Genomic DNA, 22,814 nt, shown 5'->3' with positions numbered 1-22,814 from the left:
GGTGGGTAAGACTGTGGGGTTTTGTCCTGCTATCGGAGCCCCCGGGTCCTTTTTCGTCCCAGGGGGCGGGCGTCGGCTGGTCACGGCCCCGCAGCCGGTTAGGCTCTTGCCGCAAGACCGTCGCAAGGGCCAAAGAGACCCTGCACCACTTGCGTCACATTGTGCGTCACATCCCAGAAGGAGATGCTCGTGCCGTCCATCGACGTCGTCGTAGCCCGGGAAATCCTGGACTCCCGAGGCAACCCCACGGTCGAGGTCGAGGTCGGCCTCGACGACGGCAGCACCGGCCGTGCTGCCGTTCCGTCCGGTGCCTCCACCGGTGCGTTCGAGGCCCTCGAGCTCCGCGACGGTGACAAGGACCGCTACCTCGGCAAGGGTGTCGAGAAGGCCGTCCTCGCCGTCATCGAGCAGATCGGCCCGGAGCTCGTCGGCTACGACGCCACCGAGCAGCGGCTGATCGACCAGGCGATGTTCGACCTGGACGCGACGCCGGACAAGTCGTCGCTCGGCGCCAACGCCATCCTCGGCGTCTCCCTCGCCGTCGCCCACGCCGCCTCCGAGGCGTCGGACCTGCCGCTCTTCCGCTACCTGGGCGGCCCGAACGCGCACCTGCTGCCCGTTCCGATGATGAACATCCTGAACGGCGGCTCGCACGCCGACTCCAACGTGGACATCCAGGAGTTCATGATCGCCCCTATCGGCGCGGAGTCCTTCTCCGAGGCCCTGCGCTGGGGCGCCGAGGTCTACCACACCCTGAAGAAGGTCCTGAAGGACAAGGGCCTGTCCACGGGTCTGGGCGACGAGGGCGGCTTCGCCCCGAACCTGGAGTCCAACCGCGCCGCCCTCGACCTCATCCTCGAGGCCATCAAGCAGGCCGGCTACACCCCGGGCAAGGACATCGCGCTGGCGCTCGACGTCGCCGCGTCCGAGTTCTACAAGGACGGCGCGTACGCGTTCGAGGGCAAGTCCCGCTCGGCCGCCGAGATGACCGACTACTACGCCGAGCTCGTCGACGCGTACCCGCTGGTCTCCATCGAGGACCCGCTGTTCGAGGACGACTGGGACGGCTGGAAGACCATCACCGAGAAGCTCGGCACCCGGGTGCAGCTCGTCGGTGACGACCTGTTCGTCACCAACCCCGAGCGCCTGGCCCGCGGCATCGAGGAGGGCGCGGCCAACGCGCTGCTCGTCAAGGTCAACCAGATCGGCTCGCTGACCGAGACCCTGGACGCCGTCGAGCTGGCCCAGCGCAACGGCTTCAAGTGCATGATGTCGCACCGCTCCGGCGAGACCGAGGACGTCACCATCGCCGACCTGGCCGTCGCCACCAACTGCGGCCAGATCAAGACCGGTGCCCCGGCCCGCTCCGAGCGCGTCGCCAAGTACAACCAGCTGCTGCGCATCGAGGAGATCCTCGACGACGCGGCGGTGTACGCGGGCCGCAGCGCCTTCCCGCGCTTCAAGGGCTGATCACCGCACCAGCCTCCGTACGTCCCCGGCCACGGTCCCGTACCGTGTCCGGGGACGTACGTACGCAGGAGAGGGAGGCGCGTGGGACGCATGGCCCGGGACCGGTTCTCCACCGCGACCAGACTGCGGCTGCTCGGAGAGCAGACCGCCGCCCGTGTCTACCGCTCCCAGAGCCGCCGGCAGGACCGCCGCTCGCGGCTCACCGGACGCGCGGCCTTCCTGGCGCTCGTCGTCTGCTCGATGGTGGTGGCCCTGGCCTACCCGATGCGCCAGTGGGTCTCCCAGCAGAGCGAGATCGCCGAGCAGCAGCGGCTGGCGGCCGAGGCGGCCGAGCGGGTGGAGCGGCTGCGGGACGAGAAGGCCAGGCTGCAGGACGACGCCTACATCAGGCGACTGGCCCGCGAGCACCTGCACTACGTACTTCCGGGGGAGACCGGCTACACCGTGATCGACCCCGACGCGGTGCGCCAGCGCCGCGCCGACCAGGGTGCGGCCGACCGCCCCTGGTACTCCAACCTCTGGGACGGCGTGGACAGCGCCGACCGCACCACGGACAAGTAGAACCAAGGCAGGCATGGAAACGCCCCCTCCGCAGACCGCACGCACCGAGCCCACCGAGGCGGACGTCGCGGCGTTCAAGGACCAGCTCGGCCGTCCGCCGCGCGGCCTGCGCGCCATCGCGCACCGCTGCCCGTGCGGCAACCCCGACGTGGTGGAGACCGCGCCGCGGCTGCCCGACGGCACGCCGTTCCCCACGACGTACTACCTCACGTGCCCGCGGGCGAACTCCGCGATCGGCACGCTGGAGGCGAACGGCGTCATGAAGGAGATGACCGAACGGCTCCAGCAGGACCCCGAACTGGCCGCCGCCTACCGCTCCGCGCACGAGGACTACATCGCGCGCCGCGACGCCATCGAGGTCCTGGAGGGCTTCCCCAGCGCGGGCGGCATGCCCGACCGCGTGAAGTGCCTGCACGTCCTGGTGGCGCACTCGCTCGTGGCCGGCCCCGGGGTGAACCCGCTGGGCGACGAGGCCCTGGCGATGCTGCCCGAGTGGTGGGCCAAGGGCCCCTGCGTGACGCCCTGCGCCACGGCCGGCGGCACCGGGGAGGACGCGCAGTGACCCGGGTCGCCGCCATCGACTGCGGTACCAACTCCATCCGCCTGCTCGTCGCCGACATCGACCCGGCCACCGGCGAAGTCACCGACCTGGACCGGCGGATGACGATCGTGCGGCTCGGCCAGGGCGTCGACAGGACCGGGCGCCTCGCGCCCGAGGCGCTGGAGCGCACCTTCGCCGCCTGCCGCGAATACGCCGCCGTCATCAAGGAGTACGGCGCCGAGAGGCTGCGCTTCGTGGCCACCTCGGCCTCGCGCGACGCCGGGAACCGCGACGACTTCGTCCGGGGCGTGCTGGACATCCTGGGGGTGGAGCCCGAGGTCATCACCGGTGACCAGGAGGCGGAGTACTCCTTCACGGGCGCGACCAAGGAGCTGCCCGGCGCCGAGGAGTACCTGGTCGTGGACATCGGCGGCGGCTCCACCGAGTTCGTCGTCGGCACCGCGCACGCCCGCGCGGCCCGGTCGGTGGACATCGGCTGCGTCCGCCTGACCGAGCGCCATGTGCGCAGCGACCCGCCGTCGCCGGAGGAGGTCGCGGCGATCCGGGCGGACATCGAGGCGGCCCTCGACGTGGCGGAGGCGACCGTCCCGCTGCGCGAGGCGGACACCCTCGTCGGACTGGCCGGCTCGGTGACCACCGTGGCCGCGATCGCGCTCGGCCTGGAGGCGTACGACTCGGCCGCCATCCACCGCTCCCGCATCTCCTACGACCAGGTCGCGGAGGTCACGGCACGGCTGCTCGGCTCGACCCACGACGAGCGGTCCGCGATCCCGGTGATGCACCCGGGCCGGGTGGACGTCATCGTCTCCGGAGCGCTGGTCCTGCTGGCCGTCATGGACCGCGTCGGCGCCCGTGAGGTCGTGGTCTCCGAGCACGACATTCTGGACGGAATCGCCCTGTCGCTGGTCTGACCGCCCCCGGACGGGCGCCCTCCGGCCGCCCGTCCGGACGGGCCGTCGGGAAAGTTCGTGAAGTTCTTCACAAGGAAAAGGGCCCCGAGGAGGGTCACGGAGCCGCTCAAGCGCCTCCGGAACCCCCTCCGGGGCCCTTTCGCGCACCCGGGAGCGGGCCTGTGCCTGTGTTTCGTAGGCGTGAACTCTGGGGCGGTCCACCGTTAAAAGGTGCTCGCACGCCCAGTTCAGCGGGGGTGAACAACGTCTTCCGTTACACCGTGGTTCCCCTGCCGCGCCATGACCTCGGTCACGTGGGCCGCGCAGTGTAGCAGAGGTCTCCCGAGAGCTTGTGAAGGGGCGCACGAGCACCCCCCCTCCGGCGGGTGGATACTCGATGGCATGAGCACCACGGAGCGTCCCAGGATCCTCGTAGTAGGCGGTGGGTACGTAGGCCTGTACGCAGCTCGGCGCATCCTCAAGAAGATGCGCTACGGCGAGGCGACCGTCACGGTCGTCGACCCCCGGTCGTACATGACCTACCAGCCCTTCCTGCCCGAAGCCGCCGCCGGCAGCATCTCGCCGCGGCACGTCGTCGTCCCACTGCGGCGCGTGCTGCCCAAGGCCGAGGTACTCACCGGCCGGGTCACCAGCATCGACCAGGACCGCAAGGTGGCCACGGTCTCGCCGCTCGTCGGCGAGGCGTACGAGCTGCCCTTCGACTACCTGGTCATCGCGCTCGGCGCGGTCTCCCGCACCTTCCCGATCCCCGGCCTCGCCGAGCAGGGCATCGGCATGAAGGGCATCGAGGAGGCCATCGGCCTGCGCAACCACGTCCTCGAGCAGCTCGACAAGGCCGACTCGACGACCGACGAGGAGGTCCGCCGCAAGGCCCTGACCTTCGTCTTCGTGGGCGGCGGCTTCGCCGGCGCGGAGACCATCGGTGAGGTCGAGGACCTCGCCCGCGACGCCGCGAAGTACTACAAGAACGTGAGCCGCGAGGACATGCGGTTCATCCTCGTCGACGCGGCGGACAAGATCCTTCCCGAGGTCGGCCCGAAGCTGGGCCAGTACGGCAAGGAGCACCTGGAAGGCCGCGGGGTGGAGATCTACCTCAACACCTCCATGGACTCCTGCGTCGACGGCCACGTGGTGCTGAAGAACGGCCTGGAGGTCGACTCCAACACCATCGTGTGGACCGCCGGCGTCAAGCCGAACCCGGCCCTCGCCCGCTACGGCCTGCCCCTCGGCCCGCGCGGCCACGTCGACTGCGAGCCCACGCTCCAGGTCAAGGGCAGCGACTACATCTGGGCCGCGGGCGACAACGCCCAGGTCCCGGACCTCGTGGGCCGCAAGGCCGGCAACGAGAACGCCTGGTGCCCGCCGAACGCCCAGCACGCGCTGCGCCAGTCGAAGGTCCTCGGCGACAACGTGATCTCCGGCATGCGGGGCTTCCCGCAGAAGGAGTACAGCCACGCCAACAAGGGTGCGGTCGCCGGTCTCGGCCTGCACAAGGGCGTCGCGATGATCGTCATGGGCAAGGTGAAGATCAAGCTCAAGGGCCGGCTCGCCTGGTACATGCACCGCGCCTACCACGGCATGGCCATGCCGACCTGGAACCGCAAGATCCGTGTCTTCGCGGACTGGACCCTCGCGGTGTTCCTCAAGCGCGAGGTCGTCTCGCTCGGCGCCATCGAGTCGCCGCGCGAGGAGTTCTACGAGGCCGCCAAGCCGGCTCCGCAGGCGTCGTCCGCCGCGTCGGCGCCGCAGAAGGCCAAGGCTTCCTGACGCACGCTCCGCCCTGAGCCCGGTTCGCCCCGGGCTCACCGAGGGGCCGCCCGCCATCCGTGGTGCGGGCGGCCCCTTCGTGCGTTTCTTTGCCCGCTCATTGCGTCGTACGGGACTGCATCCCGTTGCTCTGGGTGTTTACGTGGTGACGAGCTTTCCGGGATCCGACGTCACGGAGGTGTCACCATGGCCGACGCCGCGTCGCGGCTGAACACTCTCGCCCAGGATCTGCTGGGGGTTTCCCTGCCGGTCCGGATCCGCGCCTGGGACGGCAGCGAGGCAGGACCTCCGGGCGGCCCCGTGCTGGTGGTGCGCAGCCGGCGGGCCCTGCGGCGGATGCTGTGGAAGCCGGGCGAGCTGGGGCTGGCCCGGGCCTGGGTGACCGGTGAGATCGACGTCGAGGGCGACCTGTACGAGGTGCTCGACCGGCTCTCCGGCTTCCTCTGGGAGCGCGGCGGCGAGGCGAAGGACGCCGTCCACTACGTGCGAGACCCGCGGGTGCGCAGGGCGCTGCGCGAACTGGTGAAGATCGCGGGGCCGTGGCCGCCGCCCCCGCCGCCCGCCGAGGAGGTCCGCCGGCGCACCGGTCCGCTGCACACCAGGCGGCGCGACAAGGAGGCCATCAGACACCACTACGACGTCGGCAACGACTTCTACGCGCTGGTCCTCGGCCCCTCGATGGTGTATTCGTGCGCGTACTGGAGCGAGGGCGGAACGCTGGAGGAGGCCCAGCGCGACAAGCTCGACCTGGTCTGCCGCAAGCTCGGCCTGAAGGAGGGCGACCGGCTGCTGGACGTCGGTTGCGGCTGGGGCTCCATGGCCCTCCACGCCGCCCGTGAGTACGGTGCCCGGGTCGTCGGCGTGACGCTCTCGGAGGAGCAGGCCGCTTTCGCACGCAAGCGGATAGCCGACGAGGGCCTGACCGACCTGGTCGAGATCCGGGTCCAGGACTACCGGGACGTCGGGGACGGGCCGTACGACGCGATCTCCTCCATCGGGATGGCCGAGCACGTCGGCGCCGTCCGCTACCGCGAGTACGCCGACGGCCTGTACGCCCTGCTCAAGCCGGGCGGCCGGCTGCTCAACCACCAGATCTCGCGGCGCCCCGAGCCGGACGAGACCGCCTACCACGTCGACGAGTTCATCGATGCCTACGTCTTCCCCGACGGCGAGCTCGCACCCGTCGGCCGCACCACCTCCACCCTGGAGGAGGCCGGGTTCGAGGTGCGCGACGTGGAGGCCATCCGCGAGCACTACGCCCTCACGCTGCGCCGCTGGGTGGCCAACCTGGAGGCGCACGGGGCCGAGGCCGCACGTCTGACCTCGCCCGGGCGCGTCCGGGTGTGGCGGCTGTACATGGCGGCGTCCGCCATCTCGTTCGAGCGCAACCGGATAGGGGTCAACCAGGTCCTGGCCGTGAAGACGCCGCAGTCCGGTGCTTCGGGGATGCCGCTGCGCGCGCGGACCTGGGGCCGGGAGGTTTCCGGCTGATCCGGACCGGCCGCTGGGGCGCCCCGGGGCAGCCACACCCGGGGGCCGCCGGGCGCCCCGGGGGTGCGCCCGGCCGCTGATATATGTTCGCCGTCCGGACCCGGCGGGCGCCGGTCCCGGTACCCCCGGGGCCGGCGTTCCGCGTCCGGCGGTCCGCAATGCCCCATTTGTCATGCACCCACCAGGGGTGCCGCACGTACTGGAGGTCGGTGTGCACCCGCACCGCAGATCCTGGCTCCTCGGGATGGTCGTCGCCCTCACCGCCGTTCTCGCCGCGCCCACCCCGGCCGCCGCGGTCACCGTCACGCCGGGGGCCGTCTTCAGCGACCCGGCGGGCACCGTCGCCGACCAGAACAGGATCCGCGACCACCTCGTCTCGCTCATCGGCGACGCCCCGGCGGGCAGCTCGGTGCGCATGTCGATGTACACCTTCACCGACGGCCCCGTCCGGGACGCGCTGATCGCGGCCAAGAACCGCGGCGTCTCCGTGCAGGTGGTCCTCGACCACTACTCCTCCGAGACCGTGACCACCGGCGGGGAGCTGGAGACCCTGCGCACCGCGCTGGGCACCGACCGGACCCAGCCGTCGTGGCTCCTGGACTGCGGCAAGGACCGCGGCTGCATCGGCACCCGTCCGCTGATCAAGTCCGACGGCAGCCGCGACTACCCGATCAACCACAACAAGTTCGTCCTCTTCTCCCACACCGGAGGGGCGGACAACGTGGTGGTGCAGACCTCGTTCAACCTCACGACCTTCCAGCGCGAGCGCCTGCACAACAACGCCGTGACCCTCGTCGACAAGGGCCTCTACGACATCTACGGGGCCTACTTCGACGACCTGGTCGCCCACGCGGCCGGCGCCGGCCTGAGCCACTACTACACGACGCCGATCAGCACGACGAACCCGGCGTACAAGGCGTACTTCTTCCCCCGCAAGGAGACGTCCGGCACCACCTACCAGACCGACGCCTCCACCGACACGGTCAAGCTGATCCTCGACAAGGTGGACTGCGCGGCGGGCTCCGAGGTGCGCATCGCGGCCAACCTGTTCTACCGGACGCAGATCGCCGACAAGATGGTCTCCATGGTGGACGCGGGCTGCTCGGTGATCCTCGCCCACGACGGCGACCCCGCGGGCGGCGGCGACGGTGTGAACTCCATGGGGAAGACCGTCGAGGGCATTCTCTACGGACAGCTCACCCAGCGTGTGGAGTGCTGGGAGGCCCCGCCCGCCGGACGCACCGGCAACATCGGTCTGCACTCCAAGTACCTGCTGGTCAACGGCAAGTACGACGGCGTCGCCGGCAAGAAGATCGTCTGGACCGGCAGCCACAACTACTCGTACCAGGCGCTGCGGTCGAACGACGAGACGCTGCTGAAGATCGACGACGCCGCCGTCTTCGACCAGTACAAGGCCAACCACGTGAAGCTCATGAGCTACTGCGCGGGCAGCTGACGCGCACGGCCGGTGACGGCAACGGCCGGAGGGCCGGGTTCCCCGCGGGGAAACCGGCCCTCCGGCGCGTGCGGGCGCGGACTACTCGGCCTTGATGGCGTTCAGCATGTTGAGCTTCGCCGCGCTGCGCGCCGGCCACATCGCGGCCAGGACGCCCACCAGGGCGGCCAGCACCAGGAAGATGCCGATGCGGTCCCACGGCATGACCATCGCGTACCCCGGGATGGAGTCCTTGAGGGTCTGGCCGATGGCCCAGCCCAGGAAGCTGCCCATCGCGACACCGACCAGCGCGCCGAAGAGCGAGATCACCACGGCCTCCAGGCGGATCATCCGCTTGACACGGCGGCGGTCCAGGCCGATGGCCCGCAGCATGCCGATCTCCTGCTGGCGCTCGAAGACGGACATGGCGAGGGTGTTGACGACGCCGAGGACCGCGATGATCAGGGCCATGGCGAGGAGGCCGTACATGATGTTCAGCATCATGTTGATCATGCCGCCGAACTGGTCGCGGATGTCCTGCTTGTCCATCACCTTGATGGCCGGGTTCTGACCGAGCGCGTCGACCAGCGCCTGCTCGTTGGCCGCGCTCTCGCCGCCGTCCATCTTCACGAAGATCTGCGGGAGGTACGGCTTGGGGTCGTGCGGGTCGAGCACCGACAGCGGGGCGATGACGGTCGAGACGAGGTCGTTCTGCTCGAACGTCGCGCCGATGGTGAGCGTGCCGGTCTTCCCGTCGTCGTACTTCACCGGCAGGGTCTCACCGGTGCGCCAGCCGTTCTTGGCGGCCGTCTCCCGGTCGACCGCGATACGGCCCTGGGCGAGCGAGGCGAGGGAGCCGTCGACGACCCGTACGTCCACGACCTTCTCGAAGTCGCCCGGGACGACACCGGAGACCGAGCGGCTCACGCCGTCCAGGTCGAAGTACGAGGCCTGCTGCGGCGAGACCGCGGTCGCGCCCTTCGTCTTCTGCACGGCCTGGAGCGCGGACCGGTCCAGGCTCATCCCGTCGGCCGCCATCTGGACCATGTAGTCGGCCTTGACGTGGTCGGTCGTCGTACGGTCCAGGGCCGCGCCGACCGAGACGCCCATCACCGACAGGCCGGTCACCAGGGTGAGGCCGATGGCGAGCGCCGAGGCGGTGGCGCCGGTGCGGCGCGGGTTGCGGACGGCGTTCTGGCCGGCGAGCTTGCCCGAGACACCCCACAGGCGGACCAGGAGCGGGCGGATGAGGGCGATCACCGGGCGGGAGAGCAGCGGGATCAGGATGATCAGCCCGATCAGCCCGAGGAAGGCACCGCCGGCCACGGTCCACTTGCCGTCCTTGCCGATCGAGACACCCCAGAGGATGACGGCCGTGCCGAGCAGCGTGACGATCGCGCCGATGGTGTTGCGCACCACGAGGGACTTGGTCGTCGGGGCGGCGTGCACGCTGTTCATGGCGGCCACCGGCGGGATCTTCGCGGCCCGGCGGCCGGGCAGGTAGGCGGCGACCACGGTGACGAGCACACCCACGGCGACACCGGAGAGGATCGCGGTCGGCGAGACGACCAGCGGGCCGCCCGGGACCTTCAGGTCGAAGGCGTTCATGCCGGAGCGCAGGCCCACGGCGAGCCCCATGCCCAGCGCGAGGCCGACCGCCGAGGCGACGGCGCCCACCACCACGGCCTCCAGCAGCACCGAGCGGGTGATCTGGCGGCGCGAGGCACCCACGGCGCGCATCAGCGCGAGCTCCTTGGTGCGCTGGGCGACCAGCATCGAGAAGGTGTTGGAGATCAGGAAGACACCGACGAAGAGGGCGATGCCGGCGAAGCCGAGCAGCATCTGGTTGAGGCCGCTCAGGCCCTCCTCGATCATCTTCGCCTCCTCGTCCGCGAGGGCGGCGCCGGTCTTGGCCTCCGCCCCCTCGGGCAGCAGGGGCTCGACCTGGTCGAGGATCTTCCGGTCGGACGCGCCGGGGGCCGCGGTGACCGTGACGTCCCGGTAGAAGCCCGGCTGAAGGTAGAGCTTCTGGGCGACGGCTGTGTCGAACAGGACGAGGCTGCCGCCCGCGCTCACCTGGCCGTCGTCCGTGGTGAAGACCCCGGAGAGGGTGTACTCGTGGACGGGCCCGTTGGTGGCCACCCGCACGGTGTCGCCGACCTTGTACTTGCCCGTGGTGGCCGTGGCCCGGTCGAGCGCGATCTCGCCGGAGCGGGCGGGACCCGCTCCCTCGACGAAGGAGTAGCGCTCGTCCTTGCCGTCCTTGCCGGGGGCGAAGTTGGCGCCCTTGTTGGTCCAGCCGTTGCCGATGAGCTTGCCGCTCGGGTCCGCGACCCCGGCGAAGCCGTCGACGCGACCGGACGCCCCGGCGACGCCGTCGATCTTCGCGATCCTGTCGACCGTCGCGGCGGGGATGCCGGGCTGCTGGTTCTGTGCCTGCCCGGGGGGCGGCCCGTACGAGGTGACGGCGACGGCGACGCCGTCGTACCCCTTGGCCGCCTGGTTGCGGAAGGCGTGGGAGAGCGTGTCGGTGAAGACCAGGGTGCCGGAGACGAAGGCGACGCCGAGCATGACGGCGAGCACGGTCATCAGCAGCCTGGCCTTGTGCGCGAGCACATTGCGCAGGGCGGTACGGAACATGAGGTGAGGTCCTGAGGTGGGTGGCCGGTGAGGCGGAGGCGTGGGGGCGGCCGGAGCGGGGGCGCCGGCCCGGGCGTCAGCTGGTGCGGCCCTTGGTGTCGAACTCCTTCATGCGGTCCAGCACGCCGTCCGCCGTCGGGCGGAGCATCTCGTCGACGATGCGGCCGTCGGCGAGGAAGACCACACGGTCCGCGTAGGAGGCGGCGACCGGGTCGTGGGTGACCATCACGACCGTCTGGCCGAGCTCACGGACCGAGTTGCGCAGGAAGCCCAGGACCTCGGCGCCCGACCGGGAGTCCAGGTTGCCGGTGGGCTCGTCCCCGAAGATGATCTCCGGCCGGGAGGCCAGGGCGCGGGCCACGGCGACGCGCTGCTGCTGGCCGCCGGAGAGCTGGGCGGGCCGGTGCGACAGGCGGGCGGACAGCCCCACCATGTCGATCACCTTGCGCACCCACTCCTTGTCCGGCTTGCGGCCCGCGATGTCCATGGGGAGCGTGATGTTCTCCATCGCGGTGAGCGTCGGCAGCAGGTTGAACGCCTGGAAGATGAAGCCGATCTTGTCCCGGCGCAGCTGCGTGAGCTGCTTGTCCTTGAGCGTGCCGAGCTCGGTCTCCCCGATGCGCACCGAGCCGGAGCTGAAGGTGTCCAGGCCGGCCACGCAGTGCATCAGCGTCGACTTGCCGGACCCGGAGGGCCCCATGATCGCGGTGAATTCGCCCTGCCGGAACTCGACGGTCACCCGGTCGAGGGCGACCACCTGGGTCTCGCCCTGTCCGTAGACCTTGGACAGATCCGTGGCGCGGGCGGCCACCGTGGTGGCGCGGTGAGCGAGGGGGGTGGTGGTCACGAGGGGGGGGCTCCTGTCGGGGCGGTTCCGTGCTGCGAGGACCCGTCCATCGTCCGCTCCGGCCACCCCGCCGGACGTCCGCCCGCATGCCCGTTCCTGGGGCAGCCTGGAGTCGGACCGGGGGGCCCGCCCCTCCTCCTGAGGTATGACGGCACCCCTGAGACCGCCGCGGGCGCCCGGCGGCGCCGAACCCCGCCGCGCGGTGCCTGCGGACCGGCGCTCCGGGGGACGGGGCCGGGCCCGCGGCACCGCGACGGAATCCCGGGCCGGACGAGGGCCGCCGCCCGTGCGGAGGCGGCGACTTTCCGTCATTCCTTTGCGCACATATTTGCGGCCGCGAGCCCCGAACCGCTGCTGTGCAACGCCCTCCACCTGCGCTGACGCTCCCTCAAGCGTCAATAAAATAAGACAACATCGGGCCACTCTTCCGCTGTTCGGGGGACGCGTCCGGATAGGCTCGTGTGCCAACGCGGAGCCGCGTGCCGCGCCCGGATGGTGGAATGCAGACACGGCGAGCTTAAACCTCGCTGGCCTTCGGGCCGTGCCGGTTCGAGTCCGGCTCCGGGCACTCACGACCGCCGCCCCGGGAGCGGTCCCACACCCTTTCTCCGTCACGGTCCGAAAGATCCTCCCGGAGCACTAGGGTGTTTCTTTTGCGTCCCCATTACTCTTGTCTCAAGGCCGCGCACGGCGGCCATGGAGGAGTGAGATGAGGAGCAGCAACCCGGTCTTCTCGCGACGGGGGTTCAGCCGCGACAACGGCGGCTACGCGGGCTTCAACGCGCAGCAGCCGGCCGGGGGCCCCGCCGCTGGAACCGACCCGTACGCGCAGAACCCGTACGCGACCAACCCGTACGCCCCTCAGCAGGACGTGCAGACGGGCCTCCCGCAGGCGCCGGCGCGCCCGGGTGCGATGACCATCGACGACGTGGTGACCCGCACGGCCATCACGCTCGGCACGGTGTTCGTCACCGCGACGCTCGCCTGGCTCCTGCTGCCCGTCGACCCGGCGAACCTCGGCAAGTCCTACGGCATCGGCATCGGCGCCGCCCTGGTGGCCTTCGTGCTCGCCATGGTGCAGGCGTTCAAGCGCAAGGCGTCGCCCGCGCTCATCCTGGGCTACGCCGCCTTCGAGGGCGTCTTCCTCGGCGTGATCTCCAGCGCCGTCTCCACGTACGTCACGGCCGGCGCGGTCCCGCAGGCGGTGCTCGGCACCATGGCGGTCTTCGCCGGTGTCCTCATCGCGTACAAGATGCGCTGGATCCGCGTCACCCGCCGCTTCTACGGCTTCGTGATGGCGGCCGCGATCGGCTTCGTGCTGCTGATGGCGGTGAACGCCCTGTTCGCGCTCTTCGGCGGCGGTGACGGCCTGGGCTTCCGCAGCGGCGGCCTCGGCATCATGTTCGGCGTCATCGGCATCATCCTCGGTGCGTGCTTCCTGGCCCTGGACTTCAAGCAGGTCGAGGACGGCATCACCTACGGCGCCCCGCGCGAGGAGTCCTGGCTGGCCGCCTTCGGCCTCACCATGACCCTGGTGTGGATCTACCTCGAGTTCCTGCGGCTGATCTCGATCCTGCAGGGCGACGACTGACGCCTCCGGACCCGCTCGCGGGTCCGACGGGGTGCGGCCCCGGACCACAGGAAGGCCCCGTACCGGCGCGAGCCGGGACGGGGCCTTCCCGCTGTCCTGTGACCGTGGTGTCACCGCCGCCGTCTAGAGCAGCTTGCGCGCGGCCCTGCGCAGGTCGTACTCGTGGATGATCGCCTTGGCATGCCCGTACGCCAGGTTGTGCTCGCCCCGGAGCCAGCTGACCTTCTCCTCGAAGCGGAGGAGGGAAGGGCCTTCCTCTACGGTGCGAAGCCAGTCGGCCACTTCACGACCGGTGCAGGCTGGAATGCGCGAGAGCAGATTTCGGTGGGTCTCTTCGGAGAAGACTTGGGACATCGGCGCCTCCGGACGCTGTGCGCGTGTGCTCCTTCCCGTCACCGTGCCTGAGCGTGGGCGTATTGGCAACAGTGCCGCCCCGGCGCATAGGGTCGCGGCGTGGTTGACACGACTGAACTGACCGCCGCCGTGGAGCGCTTCGCCGACCGGCTGCGGGCCGCGCCGCAGAGCCGCCTGACGCGGGGCGCGGCGGCCGAAGGGCTGGCGCTGGCCAGGGAGTTGGCGCTGCGGGCGCAGCGACTGGAGGAGCCGGGCGCGGAGCCGCGGATCATGCCGGACGCCGGTGTCTTCGCCGTCGCGGACCAACTTGTGGTGGCCGGCAACGATCTGGCGGAGATTCTGCGAACGGCCCCGCCCGGGCCCGCGGCGGCGGAGCTGGACGAGGCCGTGGAGGCGGTGCGGCGGGCGGCGGCGAAGGCGGCGCTGTAGCGGGCGGGGGCTCGCGCGGCGGGGGGTCCGGGGCGGCGCGGGGGCGGGCCGGGGCCGCCGGGCGGCACGCCGGGTCAGAGCGAGGCGATGACGCGGTCGGCGAGGACGTAGACGTTCTCGGCGTCGTCGCCCTCGCCGCAGGAGAAGGTCAGGGCGTAGGCGCCGGAGAGACCGGAACCGCCCAGCAGCACCGGAGCTCCGCCCTTGCGCAGGCAGTCCGCGAGGCGCTCGGCCGTCTCGCGGTGGCCGGGGGTCATGCACAGCGTGGTGCCGTCGGCGAAGACGTACACGTCGAGCGTGCCGAGCGGGCCGGGGCGTACGTCGGTGAGCGCGGTGCGGGTCTCGGCCAGCTCCTCGAGGCGGGCCACCGTGCGCTCGTGGTCGGTCACCACGGGCGTCTGCACCGGCACGAAGTCGGGGTGCGAGGGGTGGCGGCGGCGGGCCGCGGCCAGTTCGGGGGAGTCCTCGGGAAACTCGGGCAGCTCGTACTCGGCGGCGTACTCCGCGTACTCGGCGTCCGTGTCGTCGCCGTCGAGGTCCAGCGCGTCCAGGCCCGCCAGGTCGGCCTGGCGCGGCACGAAGAAGGGCCCGTCGTCGCCGAGACCGGGCAGGCCGCCGCCCAGCAGCGTGCCGGGCGCGTCGGCGGCGTCACGGGCCTCCTGGGCGGCCCAGAAGGCCCGCGCCTCCGCGAGCTCCCGCTCGCGCTCCTCGGCGAGGGCCTCGGCCACGGCGGCGCGTATGTCCTCGGTGGTCGAGCGGGCATGAGGTACGGCGGGGGTCCGGCCGGCGGTGCCGTTCGCGGCGGCGAGCTCGCTGCGCAGAGCGGCCACCTGCCTGCGCAGCCCGTGGGCGGCGTGCAGGGCAGCGGCGCCCACGGCCGTGGCGGTGGCCGTGGTCAGCAGCAGGGCGAGAGACATGGCGCTCACTGACTTACTCCCGATTTCAATCGATCCCCCGCACTTCCTACATCAGCTTGTCGTGACCTCGCGCCCCCTGTCAGTGCATTACGTCACGAATTGGACAGGTCTTTTGCCCCGGCGGTTTCCCTGAAACCGATGCTGACCTGCAGAAACGAATCTCCCCCGGGATATAGGTCACATCCTGGGGGAGATTCGGTCACGGCTGGGACGCGACGCGGTTGGAACGCCCAGTCGGCGTCCGCCCGGCTTCGCGGGGTCGCGCTCCGCTCAGCCGCTCGATTTGTTTGGTCGCGCTTCGCTTCGCCACCGCTGCGGGCAGGTGCCGCCCTCGTGCCTCAGGCGGCCCCTACCCTCCGCTCCGGCTCAGCTCAGCCGCTCGGTTTTGCTGGTCGCGCTTCGCTTCGCCACCGCTGCGGGCAGGTGCCGCCCTCGTGCCTCAGGCGGCCCCTACCCTCCGCTCCGGCTCAGCTCAGCCGCTCGATGACCATGGCCATGCCCTGGCCGCCGCCCACGCACATGGTCTCCAGGCCGAACTGCTTGTCGTGGAACTGCAGGCTGTTGATCAGCGTGCCCGTGATGCGCGCGCCGGTCATGCCGAACGGGTGGCCGACGGCGATGGCGCCACCGTTCACGTTGAGCTTCTCGAGCGGGATGTCCAGGTCCCGGTAGGACGGGATGACCTGCGCCGCGAAGGCCTCGTTGATCTCGACCAGGTCGATGTCGTCGATGGTCAGCCCGGCGCGCTGGAGCGCCTGCTTGCTGGCCTCGACCGGCCCGTAGCCCATGATCTCCGGCGAGAGGCCCGAGACACCGGTGGAGACGATCCGTGCGAGCGGCGTGAGGCCGAGCTCGCGGGCCTTGGTGTCGGACATGATCACCAGCGCGGCGGCACCGTCGTTGAGCGGGCAGCAGTTCGCGGCGGTGACCAGGCCGTCGGGGCGGAAGACGGGCTTCAGGCCCTGGACGCCCTCGAGGGTGACGCCGGCGCGCGGGCCGTCGTCCTTGGAGACGACCGTGCCGTCGGGCAGCGTCACCGGGGTGATCTCGCGCTCCCAGAAGCCGTTCTTGAGGGCTTCCTCGGCGAGGTTCTGCGACCGTACGCCGAACTCGTCCATGTCCTGGCGGGTGACGCCCTTGAGGCGGGCCAGGTTCTCCGCGGTCTGGCCCATCGCGATGTACGCGTCGGGCAGCAGGCCGTCCTCGCGGGGGTCGTGCCAGTCGGAACCCTCCTGCTGGGCGCGGGCGGCGGTGCGGGCCTCGGCCTCGGCGAAGATCGGGTTGTGGGTGTCGGGCAGGCCATCGCTGGTGCCCTTCACGGAGCGGGAGACCATCTCGACGCCGGCGGAGATGAAGACGTCGCCCTCGCCCGCCTTGATGGCGTGCAGGGCCATGCGGGAGGTCTGGAGCGACGACGAGCAGTAGCGGGTGATGGTGCAGCCGGGCAGGTGGTCCATGCCCATCTGCACGGCGACGATGCGGCCGAGGTTGTGGCCCTGCTCGCCGCCGGGCAGGCCGCAGCCCAGCATCAGGTCGTCGATGTCGCGCGGGTCGAGCTCGGGGACCTTGGCGAGCGCGGCCTGCACGATGGTGGCGGTCAGGTCGTCCGGCCGCAGATCCTTCAGCGAGCCCTTGAAGGCCCGGCCGATGGGGGAGCGGGCGGCAGAGACGATCACGGCTTCGGGCATCGGGGCTCCAGGTGCGGTGAGGGCGGATGGCGGACCTATCAGGGAAGTTACCCGCACGTATCGCGAAGGTCATCGGGCGGAACGTGTGACGAGCACCGCATTTCTAAGCGCTCGCTCAGGCAGTTTTGTTCCCGCCGGGGATCCTGCCGGCTCATTGCGTACCGACCGGTCCGGCGGCTCGTTGTGCGGGCAGCGGCCGTCCTGTCGTTCCGGTCGCGGCTGGGGTGCGGGATGCCGATGCAGCCGAGGGCGTGGCCGCAGGTTCGGCGCCCGGCCTGGAACGGCCCTCCCCTCGACCGTACCCGCGTCGGCCACCTCGCCCGGCTCGACCTCTCCCTCGCCGCGCAGCCCCGAATCAGCCGGGGATGGGCAGGAGCATCAGGACGCCGGCGATGACCAGGACCGGCGCCGACAGCAGTTCGACGATCTTGTGCGTGCGGTCGAGGTCGGAGCCGGTTCCGCCGCGAGTGGCGTCGGCGCCGGATCGGGACCTGGCGGCCAGGGACGCGTCGACGCGCAGCTTGACCGCAAGCAGTGCGGCCATGACCAGGCTGCCGGAAAGGTAGAAGGTGGCGAAGCGGCCACCGGCCAGGAGCCGGGTGAATTCGGTGGCCGCCAGCAGGAGCGCGGCGATGAGGGCCAGGCGGTTGTAGCGGTTCCAGGCACCCACCGAGATCTTCTCGACGGCGGTCGCGACGGAGGGATCGCTGCCGGGGCTCTGGGCGGCCAGCAGCAGCGGGCGCACTGCGGCGGCCATGACCAGACCACCGGCAGCGACGACGCCCAGGGCGAGTCTCTCGACGGCGAGCAGTAGAGCATCCATGACAACCCCCAAGTGAGGTGAGCGCACTGCACTCAACTCCCAGGTAGTGTGGTGCGCGCTCACCTCACTTGTCAAAGGAGTATCCATGGCTCCGCCCGCCCGGCAACGCATCCTCGAGGCCACCGCACGTCTCATCCGCGAGCGGGGTGTCGCCCGGCTCACCACCCGGCAGATCGCCGAGGCCGCCGACGCCGCAGAGGGAAGCATCACCAAGAACTTCGGCGGTAAGGCCGGGCTGCTTTCGGCTCTGCTGTCGGAAGAACTCCCCGAACTGCGCGCTTGGCAGACCGCGGCCACACCACCCGGCCAGCGCCCACTGCGCGCCGTGCTCACCGACCTGATCGCACGCGGCATCGACTACTACACGGCTGCCCTGCCCATCCTGGCTGTGGCCCAGGCCGACCACGATCTGCTCGCCGAGCACCGCAAGGCCAACGCCGCCCATGGCACCGGCCCGCAGCTGGCCATCGACCAGATCACCGCCTACCTGACCGCATGCCGACAGGCCGGGCAGATCGCGCCGACGGCGGACCCGTACGCCCTGGCGACCACCCTGTGCGGCGCCGCCCACATCCAGGCATACACCGAGCGCCTCGCTGGCCCCCAGGCCCTCCGCGGCACGCGCGAGGACCGCATCGCCGCGCTCGTCGACATCCTCCTGGCCGCCGCAGCACCGCAGGGACTCTCGAGGTCCGTCAGGTCCGCACGATCGCCGGGTGACGCAGCATCGCCGCGTAGCCCCGAATGAGCCAGCAGGATCGCCGGGGGCCGCATCCACGCCTCATGGTGCGCCGGAGCCTCCGTGCCGGGTTCCGCGGCTCCGTCCCTCCCGGGGCCGCGGGCCGTCCGGGGGCGGCTGCGGGCCCCGGGCCGTCCGGGGGCGGCTGCGGGCCCCGGGCCGGGCGGGGGCGGTGACCGGGTCAGGGGTGGTGGTCCGGGGACGGCGGGGCCGGGGTGCGGTCCGCGACAGGGGGGAGGCGCCGGCGGCGGCGGTGCTTCAGCAGGGCCCACGGCGCACGGGCGCCGGTGACCTCCGTACCCGCCTCCTCCGCGGCCTCCGCGGCCGCCTGGGCCACGGTCAGCATGCCCTCGCGGCGGTCCGCGTCGAGCCGCTCCTCCTCCGGCCAGACGCCCAGCACGGCGCAGACCGTCGGCAGGACCGCCATCGCGGCCGTCGCGTAGCCCTCCGCCGACGGGTGGTAGTTGTCCGCGCCGAACATCTCGCGCGGGTTCGCCTCGAACTCCGGGCCGAGCAGATCGCCCAGCGAGACCGTACGGCCGCCCTGCTCCACGACCACGATCGTCTGCGCCGCCGCCAGCTGGCGCGACGCGCGCCGGGCCAGCCATCGCAGCGGCTGGTAGACCGGCTCGATCGTGCCCAGGTCGGGGCAGGTGCCGACGACCACCTCCGCGCCCGCCGTGCGCAGCCGGCGCACGGTCGTGGACAGGTAGCGCACCGACTGCGTCGGCGGCATCCGGTGCGTCACGTCGTTCGCGCCGATCATGACGACGCAGATGTCCGGGACCCTCCCCGGATGCGCCAGCAACAGCGTGACCTGGCGTTCCAGGTCGTCGGAGCGGGCACCGGGAAGCGCCACGTTCCGCAGCTCCACGGGGCGCTCCGCCACCGCCGCCAGCCCCGAGGCCAGCAGCGCGCCCGGTGTCTGGCCCGCCCGCCGCACCCCCTGGCCCGCCGCCGTGGAATCACCCAGAAGAGCCATCCGGATGGGCTCACCGGCCCCCTCGAAGCCGCGCCCGTACAGCCCGTCCGCCGCCGGCGGAAGCGGTGCCACCCCGCCGCCCACGGAACGTTTCGCCAACTGCATCTCGGCCAGCAGGACCCCTACTGCCGCGGCGCCGAGAAGCCCGATGCCCCCACCGCCGTACGCCGCACCCGCGGCGATCCGTCGCGCCACCCTCGCCCTCGACATCGGGGCAACCACCTCCTCCAGGCCGTACAAGAGCTAACTGCCCCGTAACCACCTCCGACTACGCATACGCTGGCGGGACCATTACGGAGACCCCGGAGAACTACGGTGCAATTCCACGACTCGATGATCAGCCTCGTCGGCAACACCCCGCTGGTGAAGCTCAACAGTGTGACCACGGGCCTGCAGGCCACCGTCCTCGCCAAGGTCGAGTACTTCAACCCGGGCGGCTCGGTCAAAGACCGGATCGCCCTGCGCATGATCGAGGCGGCCGAGCAGAGCGGTGCTCTCAAGCCCGGTGGCACCATCGTCGAGCCGACGTCCGGCAACACCGGCGTCGGCCTCGCCATCGTGGCCCAGCAGAAGGGCTACAAGTGCATCTTCGTCTGCCCCGACAAGGTCTCGACCGACAAGATCAACGTCCTGCGCGCCTACGGCGCCGAGGTCGTGGTCTGCCCCACGGCGGTCGACCCGGAGCACCCCGACTCCTACTACAACGTGTCCGACCGGCTCGTCCGTGAGACGCCCGGTGCCTGGAAGCCGGACCAGTACTCCAACCCGAACAACCCGCGTTCGCATTACGAGACGACCGGTCCCGAGCTGTGGGAGCAGACGGACGGGAGGATCACCCACTTCGTCGCGGGCGTCGGCACCGGCGGCACGATCAGCGGGACCGGCCGGTACCTGAAGGAGGTCAGCGGCGGCAAGGTCCGGATCATCGGCGCCGACCCGGAGGGCTCGGTCTACTCCGGCGGCTCCGGGCGCCCGTACCTGGTCGAGGGCGTCGGGGAGGACTTCTGGCCCAGCGCGTACGACCAGAACGTCACCGACGAGATCATCGCCGTCTCGGACAAGGACTCGTTCCAGATGACGCGCCGCCTCGCCAAGGAGGAGGGCCTCCTCGTCGGCGGCTCCTGCGGCATGGCCGTCGTGGCGGCGCTGCGGGCGGCCGAAGGGCTCGGCCCGGACGACGTCGTCGTGGTCCTGCTGCCGGACAGCGGCCGCGGTTACCTGTCCAAGATCTTCAACGACGAGTGGATGGCCGACTACGGCTTCCTGGAGGACACCGGTTCGTCGGCCCGTGTCGGGGACGTCCTGCGCCACAAGGAGGGCGACATCCCCAAGCTCGTCCACATGCACCCCGAGGAGACGGTCGGCGAAGCCATCGATGTCCTGCGGGAGTACGGCGTCTCCCAGATGCCCATCGTGAAGCCGGGCGCCGGCCACCCCGACGTCATGGCCGCCGAGGTCGTCGGCTCCGTCGTCGAACGCGAGCTCCTGGACGCCTTGTTCACCAAGCGGGCCTCCCTCGACGACCCGCTCGACAAGCACATGAGCTCGCCGCTGCCGCAGGTCGGCTCGGGCGAGCCGGTCGCCGACCTCATGTCCGTCCTCGGTACGGCGGACGCGGCGATCGTGCTCGTCGAGGGCAAGCCCACCGGTGTGGTGAGCCGTCAGGACCTGCTGTCGTTCCTCGCGAAGGACGGGAAGTAGCTTCGCGCAAACGGTACGAGCACGTCATGTGGCGGCAGCACCCGCTTAACACGGCTCGTGCACTGTTGTCCTTGTCGGCGTCAGGAACTTCCGGAGCGGCTCCCGGACCTCCATGTACGCCGCGGACGCGGAGACCGGCCCTGACCCGGGCCCGTGTCCCCCGCGGGGACCGCCGTCGTCCCGCCCCCCGTTCACGGGGGTGCGGCGGTCCCCGCCTTTTCAGGGCTCGTTCGGCTCCGGGGCGCCTGTTGTCGGTGTCGACGGTCGATCGTGCTCGGTTCCTCGTTCCTCGGAACCTCCGCGCGTTCTCCCTTTCGACACCGCCGCGCCCGAGCCACACGGCCGCGCGGCCGCACGCGACGCTCCTGCGCCAGGGGTATCGGGGGCGCGGCCGAACAGGTGTCGGCGCGGCTCAGGCTCCCGGGGCGGCCGAGCGGATTTCCGCCTGGTCCGGCAGGAGCTCGGTGATCCTCGTCCAGATGGTCTTCGCGTCCACGCGGACGAGCCGGAACGGGCTCGTCGGGGTGATGCGCTCGGCGGGTACCGGCTCCTCGGGGAGCTCCCGCAGCCAGTAGCCCAGGGGGCCGCAGTCCCAGACGGCGAAGCCGCGCGCCGAGACGCCCGCCTGCTCCCCGGAAGTCCCCCGCCAGGCGGCGGTCATGCGCCAGCTGGACCGCACCTCGCAGATCAGCTCCGCAAGGTGCGTGGCCGAGGGCTCGGCGAGGGTGCCGCCCGTCGTGATGGAGCGGTGCACGAGGTCCCGCTCCTCCTCACCGGAGCTGGCCAGGGCCGCGCCCTCCAGCCCGGCGAATCCCGCCTCCACCGTGCCCACGGTGGTCTCCAGGACGGAGAGGGGCGTGGCGGGGGAGACCCGGGGCTGCTGGAGGTTCACCATGTCGGCGAGCTTCCAGACCAGCATCGTCGGCTGGACGCAGGAGTACTCGGCCTCGGCTTCCCCCGGCCACGCCTCGTGGGCGACGACGTGGTCCTCGCCGATGAGCATGCCGTGGCGCAGGTCTCCCTGCCGGCCGGCCGCCTCCAGGGAGATGACCACCCCGGGATTCAGGACCGTCTTGAGCAGCGGCAGGAGCGAATGGACCAGTTCACCACCCGGGTTGATCAGGCCGCTGTCCACCAGCTCCTTACGGGCGGTGGCCAGATCTTCGGGCACCTCGTTCCCGGCCGCGAGCTCGCACAGCACGATGAGGTGATCGTCGGCCAGGCGGAACCGGGACCGGGAAATGTCGACAGAAGGCATACACACTCATTTGTTAGTCGCGGTCAGGGGGTGTAGGTCTCGGCCCAGAAGTGGGACAGCCTCGAGAAGCCGGCGCGCACCGCGCCTCCCCGGGTGAGAACGGCCCGGTCGACTCCGGAGAAGAGGACCGCCAGGGCCAGATCGGCGGGCAGGACCCGGCCGTTCCCCTGCACGGAGACCTTCTTGTTCTTCCCGAGCCCCGACTGCCGCACCGTGACGACGGCGCCGGGGTCGTCGCCGTCGGGCGTCCGCGCGAGCGTGTACGCCTTCCGGTCGATCGCGGTCAGCCTGTAGTGGTCACCCAGGTACGTCATGCGCAGGGAACGGCCCCTCTTCGTCGCGGCGAACCTGTTCCGGCTCAGTGACACGAGGCCGTCGCCCACACGCAGGGTCGCCCGGTTCAGGGTCGGCATCCCCACGAGCTCGGCGTGGATGCCGCGGGTCTCCAAGGTGGCCGTCGGAATGAGACCACCGCTCACCTGTGTGGCGATGCGCTCGTCGACGTGGGGAGGCGCGGGCCAGAGGACGCGGATGTCCCCGTATTCCGGAGACGTGCCCTGCCAGGCGCGCTGCAGCGGCTTGCCCCGAGTCCGCTCCCCCTTCCAGAAGGCGAGCGTGAACGGGGTGATGGTGGTGTGCATGGGATCT

20 protein-coding genes and 1 tRNA gene are annotated in these 22,814 nt (G+C 71.1%); 12 read left to right on the top strand and 9 right to left on the bottom strand.

Going from position 1 to position 22,814, the window contains the following annotated elements:
* The first annotated feature begins 189 nt into the window (after positions 1-189).
* From eno to IH00_RS0100975, 7 genes are all read left to right on the top strand, one after another.
* Entirely contained in the window at positions 190-1,470 is a 1,281-nt protein-coding gene (gene eno / locus IH00_RS0101005) for a phosphopyruvate hydratase (protein WP_031068470.1), read from the top strand.
* A 90-nt stretch (positions 1,471-1,560) separates the two neighbouring features.
* Positions 1,561-2,031 carry an FtsB family cell division protein gene (locus IH00_RS0101000; protein WP_031068468.1) on the top strand — a complete coding sequence of 157 codons (471 nt, stop codon included), beginning with the start codon at positions 1,561-1,563 and terminating at the stop codon, positions 2,029-2,031.
* A gap of 13 nt (positions 2,032-2,044) precedes the next feature.
* Positions 2,045-2,593, top strand: coding sequence for a DUF501 domain-containing protein (locus IH00_RS0100995; RefSeq protein ID WP_031068466.1), 549 nt, complete (start codon positions 2,045-2,047; stop codon positions 2,591-2,593).
* Entirely contained in the window at positions 2,590-3,504 is a 915-nt protein-coding gene (locus IH00_RS0100990) for a Ppx/GppA phosphatase family protein (protein WP_031068464.1), read from the top strand. Before IH00_RS0100995 ends, IH00_RS0100990 begins: the two co-directional genes overlap by 4 nt.
* Before the next feature lie 381 nt (positions 3,505-3,885).
* Positions 3,886-5,271 (top strand): NAD(P)/FAD-dependent oxidoreductase, encoded by a 1,386-nt coding sequence (locus IH00_RS0100985; RefSeq protein ID WP_078887483.1) that lies wholly within the window; start codon positions 3,886-3,888, stop codon positions 5,269-5,271.
* Positions 5,272-5,457: 186 nt separating this feature from the next.
* Complete coding sequence (locus tag IH00_RS0100980; protein WP_031068460.1) at positions 5,458-6,762, top strand: SAM-dependent methyltransferase; 1,305 nt, start codon at positions 5,458-5,460, stop codon at positions 6,760-6,762.
* Between the two features lie 187 nt (positions 6,763-6,949).
* Entirely contained in the window at positions 6,950-8,218 is a 1,269-nt protein-coding gene (locus tag IH00_RS0100975; RefSeq protein ID WP_234334719.1) for a phospholipase D-like domain-containing protein, read from the top strand.
* An 81-nt stretch (positions 8,219-8,299) separates the two neighbouring features.
* Here the strand turns inward: IH00_RS0100975 and IH00_RS0100970 are convergent, their stop codons facing one another.
* Both IH00_RS0100970 and IH00_RS0100965 read right to left on the bottom strand, forming a co-directional pair.
* A complete protein-coding gene (locus IH00_RS0100970) occupies positions 8,300-10,837 on the bottom strand; it encodes an ABC transporter permease (RefSeq protein WP_031068457.1) in 2,538 nt (845 codons plus the stop codon).
* Positions 10,838-10,913: 76 nt separating this feature from the next.
* Entirely contained in the window at positions 10,914-11,684 is a 771-nt protein-coding gene (locus IH00_RS0100965; protein WP_031068454.1) for an ABC transporter ATP-binding protein, read from the bottom strand.
* A 486-nt stretch (positions 11,685-12,170) separates the two neighbouring features.
* On the opposite strand from IH00_RS0100965, the gene IH00_RS0100960 reads away from it, so the two are divergent.
* Positions 12,171-12,252: transfer RNA gene (locus tag IH00_RS0100960), tRNA-Leu, on the top strand.
* Positions 12,253-12,393: 141 nt separating this feature from the next.
* Positions 12,394-13,275, top strand: coding sequence for a Bax inhibitor-1/YccA family protein (locus IH00_RS0100955; protein WP_031068453.1), 882 nt, complete (start codon positions 12,394-12,396; stop codon positions 13,273-13,275).
* Positions 13,276-13,398: 123 nt separating this feature from the next.
* Here the strand turns inward: IH00_RS0100955 and IH00_RS0100950 are convergent, their stop codons facing one another.
* The gene (locus tag IH00_RS0100950; protein ID WP_031068451.1) at positions 13,399-13,629 is read right to left on the bottom strand and encodes a DUF4287 domain-containing protein; all 231 of its coding nucleotides are present in this window, start codon (positions 13,627-13,629) and stop codon (positions 13,399-13,401) included.
* Positions 13,630-13,728: 99 nt separating this feature from the next.
* Between IH00_RS0100950 and IH00_RS0100945 the strand changes: the two genes are divergently transcribed.
* Positions 13,729-14,058, top strand: coding sequence for a hypothetical protein (locus IH00_RS0100945; protein ID WP_031068448.1), 330 nt, complete (start codon positions 13,729-13,731; stop codon positions 14,056-14,058).
* A 74-nt stretch (positions 14,059-14,132) separates the two neighbouring features.
* On the opposite strand, the gene IH00_RS0100940 is transcribed toward IH00_RS0100945, so the two are convergent.
* The 3 genes from IH00_RS0100940 to IH00_RS0100930 form a co-directional block, all read right to left on the bottom strand.
* Positions 14,133-14,975 (bottom strand): hypothetical protein, encoded by an 843-nt coding sequence (locus tag IH00_RS0100940; protein ID WP_031068446.1) that lies wholly within the window; start codon positions 14,973-14,975, stop codon positions 14,133-14,135.
* Between the two features lie 467 nt (positions 14,976-15,442).
* The gene (locus IH00_RS0100935; RefSeq protein WP_031068444.1) at positions 15,443-16,663 is read right to left on the bottom strand and encodes an acetyl-CoA C-acetyltransferase; all 1,221 of its coding nucleotides are present in this window, start codon (positions 16,661-16,663) and stop codon (positions 15,443-15,445) included.
* A 355-nt stretch (positions 16,664-17,018) separates the two neighbouring features.
* The gene (locus tag IH00_RS0100930) at positions 17,019-17,486 is read right to left on the bottom strand and encodes a hypothetical protein (protein ID WP_031068442.1); all 468 of its coding nucleotides are present in this window, start codon (positions 17,484-17,486) and stop codon (positions 17,019-17,021) included.
* A gap of 85 nt (positions 17,487-17,571) precedes the next feature.
* On the opposite strand from IH00_RS0100930, the gene IH00_RS0100925 reads away from it, so the two are divergent.
* Positions 17,572-18,234, top strand: coding sequence for a TetR/AcrR family transcriptional regulator (locus IH00_RS0100925; RefSeq protein ID WP_031068440.1), 663 nt, complete (start codon positions 17,572-17,574; stop codon positions 18,232-18,234).
* A gap of 172 nt (positions 18,235-18,406) precedes the next feature.
* On the opposite strand, the gene IH00_RS0100920 is transcribed toward IH00_RS0100925, so the two are convergent.
* Positions 18,407-19,417, bottom strand: coding sequence for an SGNH/GDSL hydrolase family protein (locus IH00_RS0100920; protein ID WP_234334718.1), 1,011 nt, complete (start codon positions 19,415-19,417; stop codon positions 18,407-18,409).
* 105 nt (positions 19,418-19,522) lie between these two features.
* Between IH00_RS0100920 and IH00_RS0100915 the strand changes: the two genes are divergently transcribed.
* Entirely contained in the window at positions 19,523-20,908 is a 1,386-nt protein-coding gene (locus IH00_RS0100915; RefSeq protein ID WP_031068436.1) for a cystathionine beta-synthase, read from the top strand.
* Positions 20,909-21,320: 412 nt separating this feature from the next.
* Here the strand turns inward: IH00_RS0100915 and IH00_RS0100910 are convergent, their stop codons facing one another.
* Both IH00_RS0100910 and IH00_RS0100905 read right to left on the bottom strand, forming a co-directional pair.
* A complete protein-coding gene (locus tag IH00_RS0100910; RefSeq protein WP_031068434.1) occupies positions 21,321-22,166 on the bottom strand; it encodes a hypothetical protein in 846 nt (281 codons plus the stop codon).
* A 23-nt stretch (positions 22,167-22,189) separates the two neighbouring features.
* Complete coding sequence (locus IH00_RS0100905; protein WP_031068432.1) at positions 22,190-22,807, bottom strand: hypothetical protein; 618 nt, start codon at positions 22,805-22,807, stop codon at positions 22,190-22,192.
* Positions 22,808-22,814: the final 7 nt, after the last annotated feature.

Origin of the sequence: Streptomyces sp. NRRL S-118, assembly GCF_000716335.1 — a bacterium.
Lineage (GTDB): Bacteria > Actinomycetota > Actinomycetes > Streptomycetales > Streptomycetaceae > Streptomyces.
Note: the sequence above shows the minus strand (reverse complement) of the source record. Positions and strands in the feature narration are given on the sequence as shown.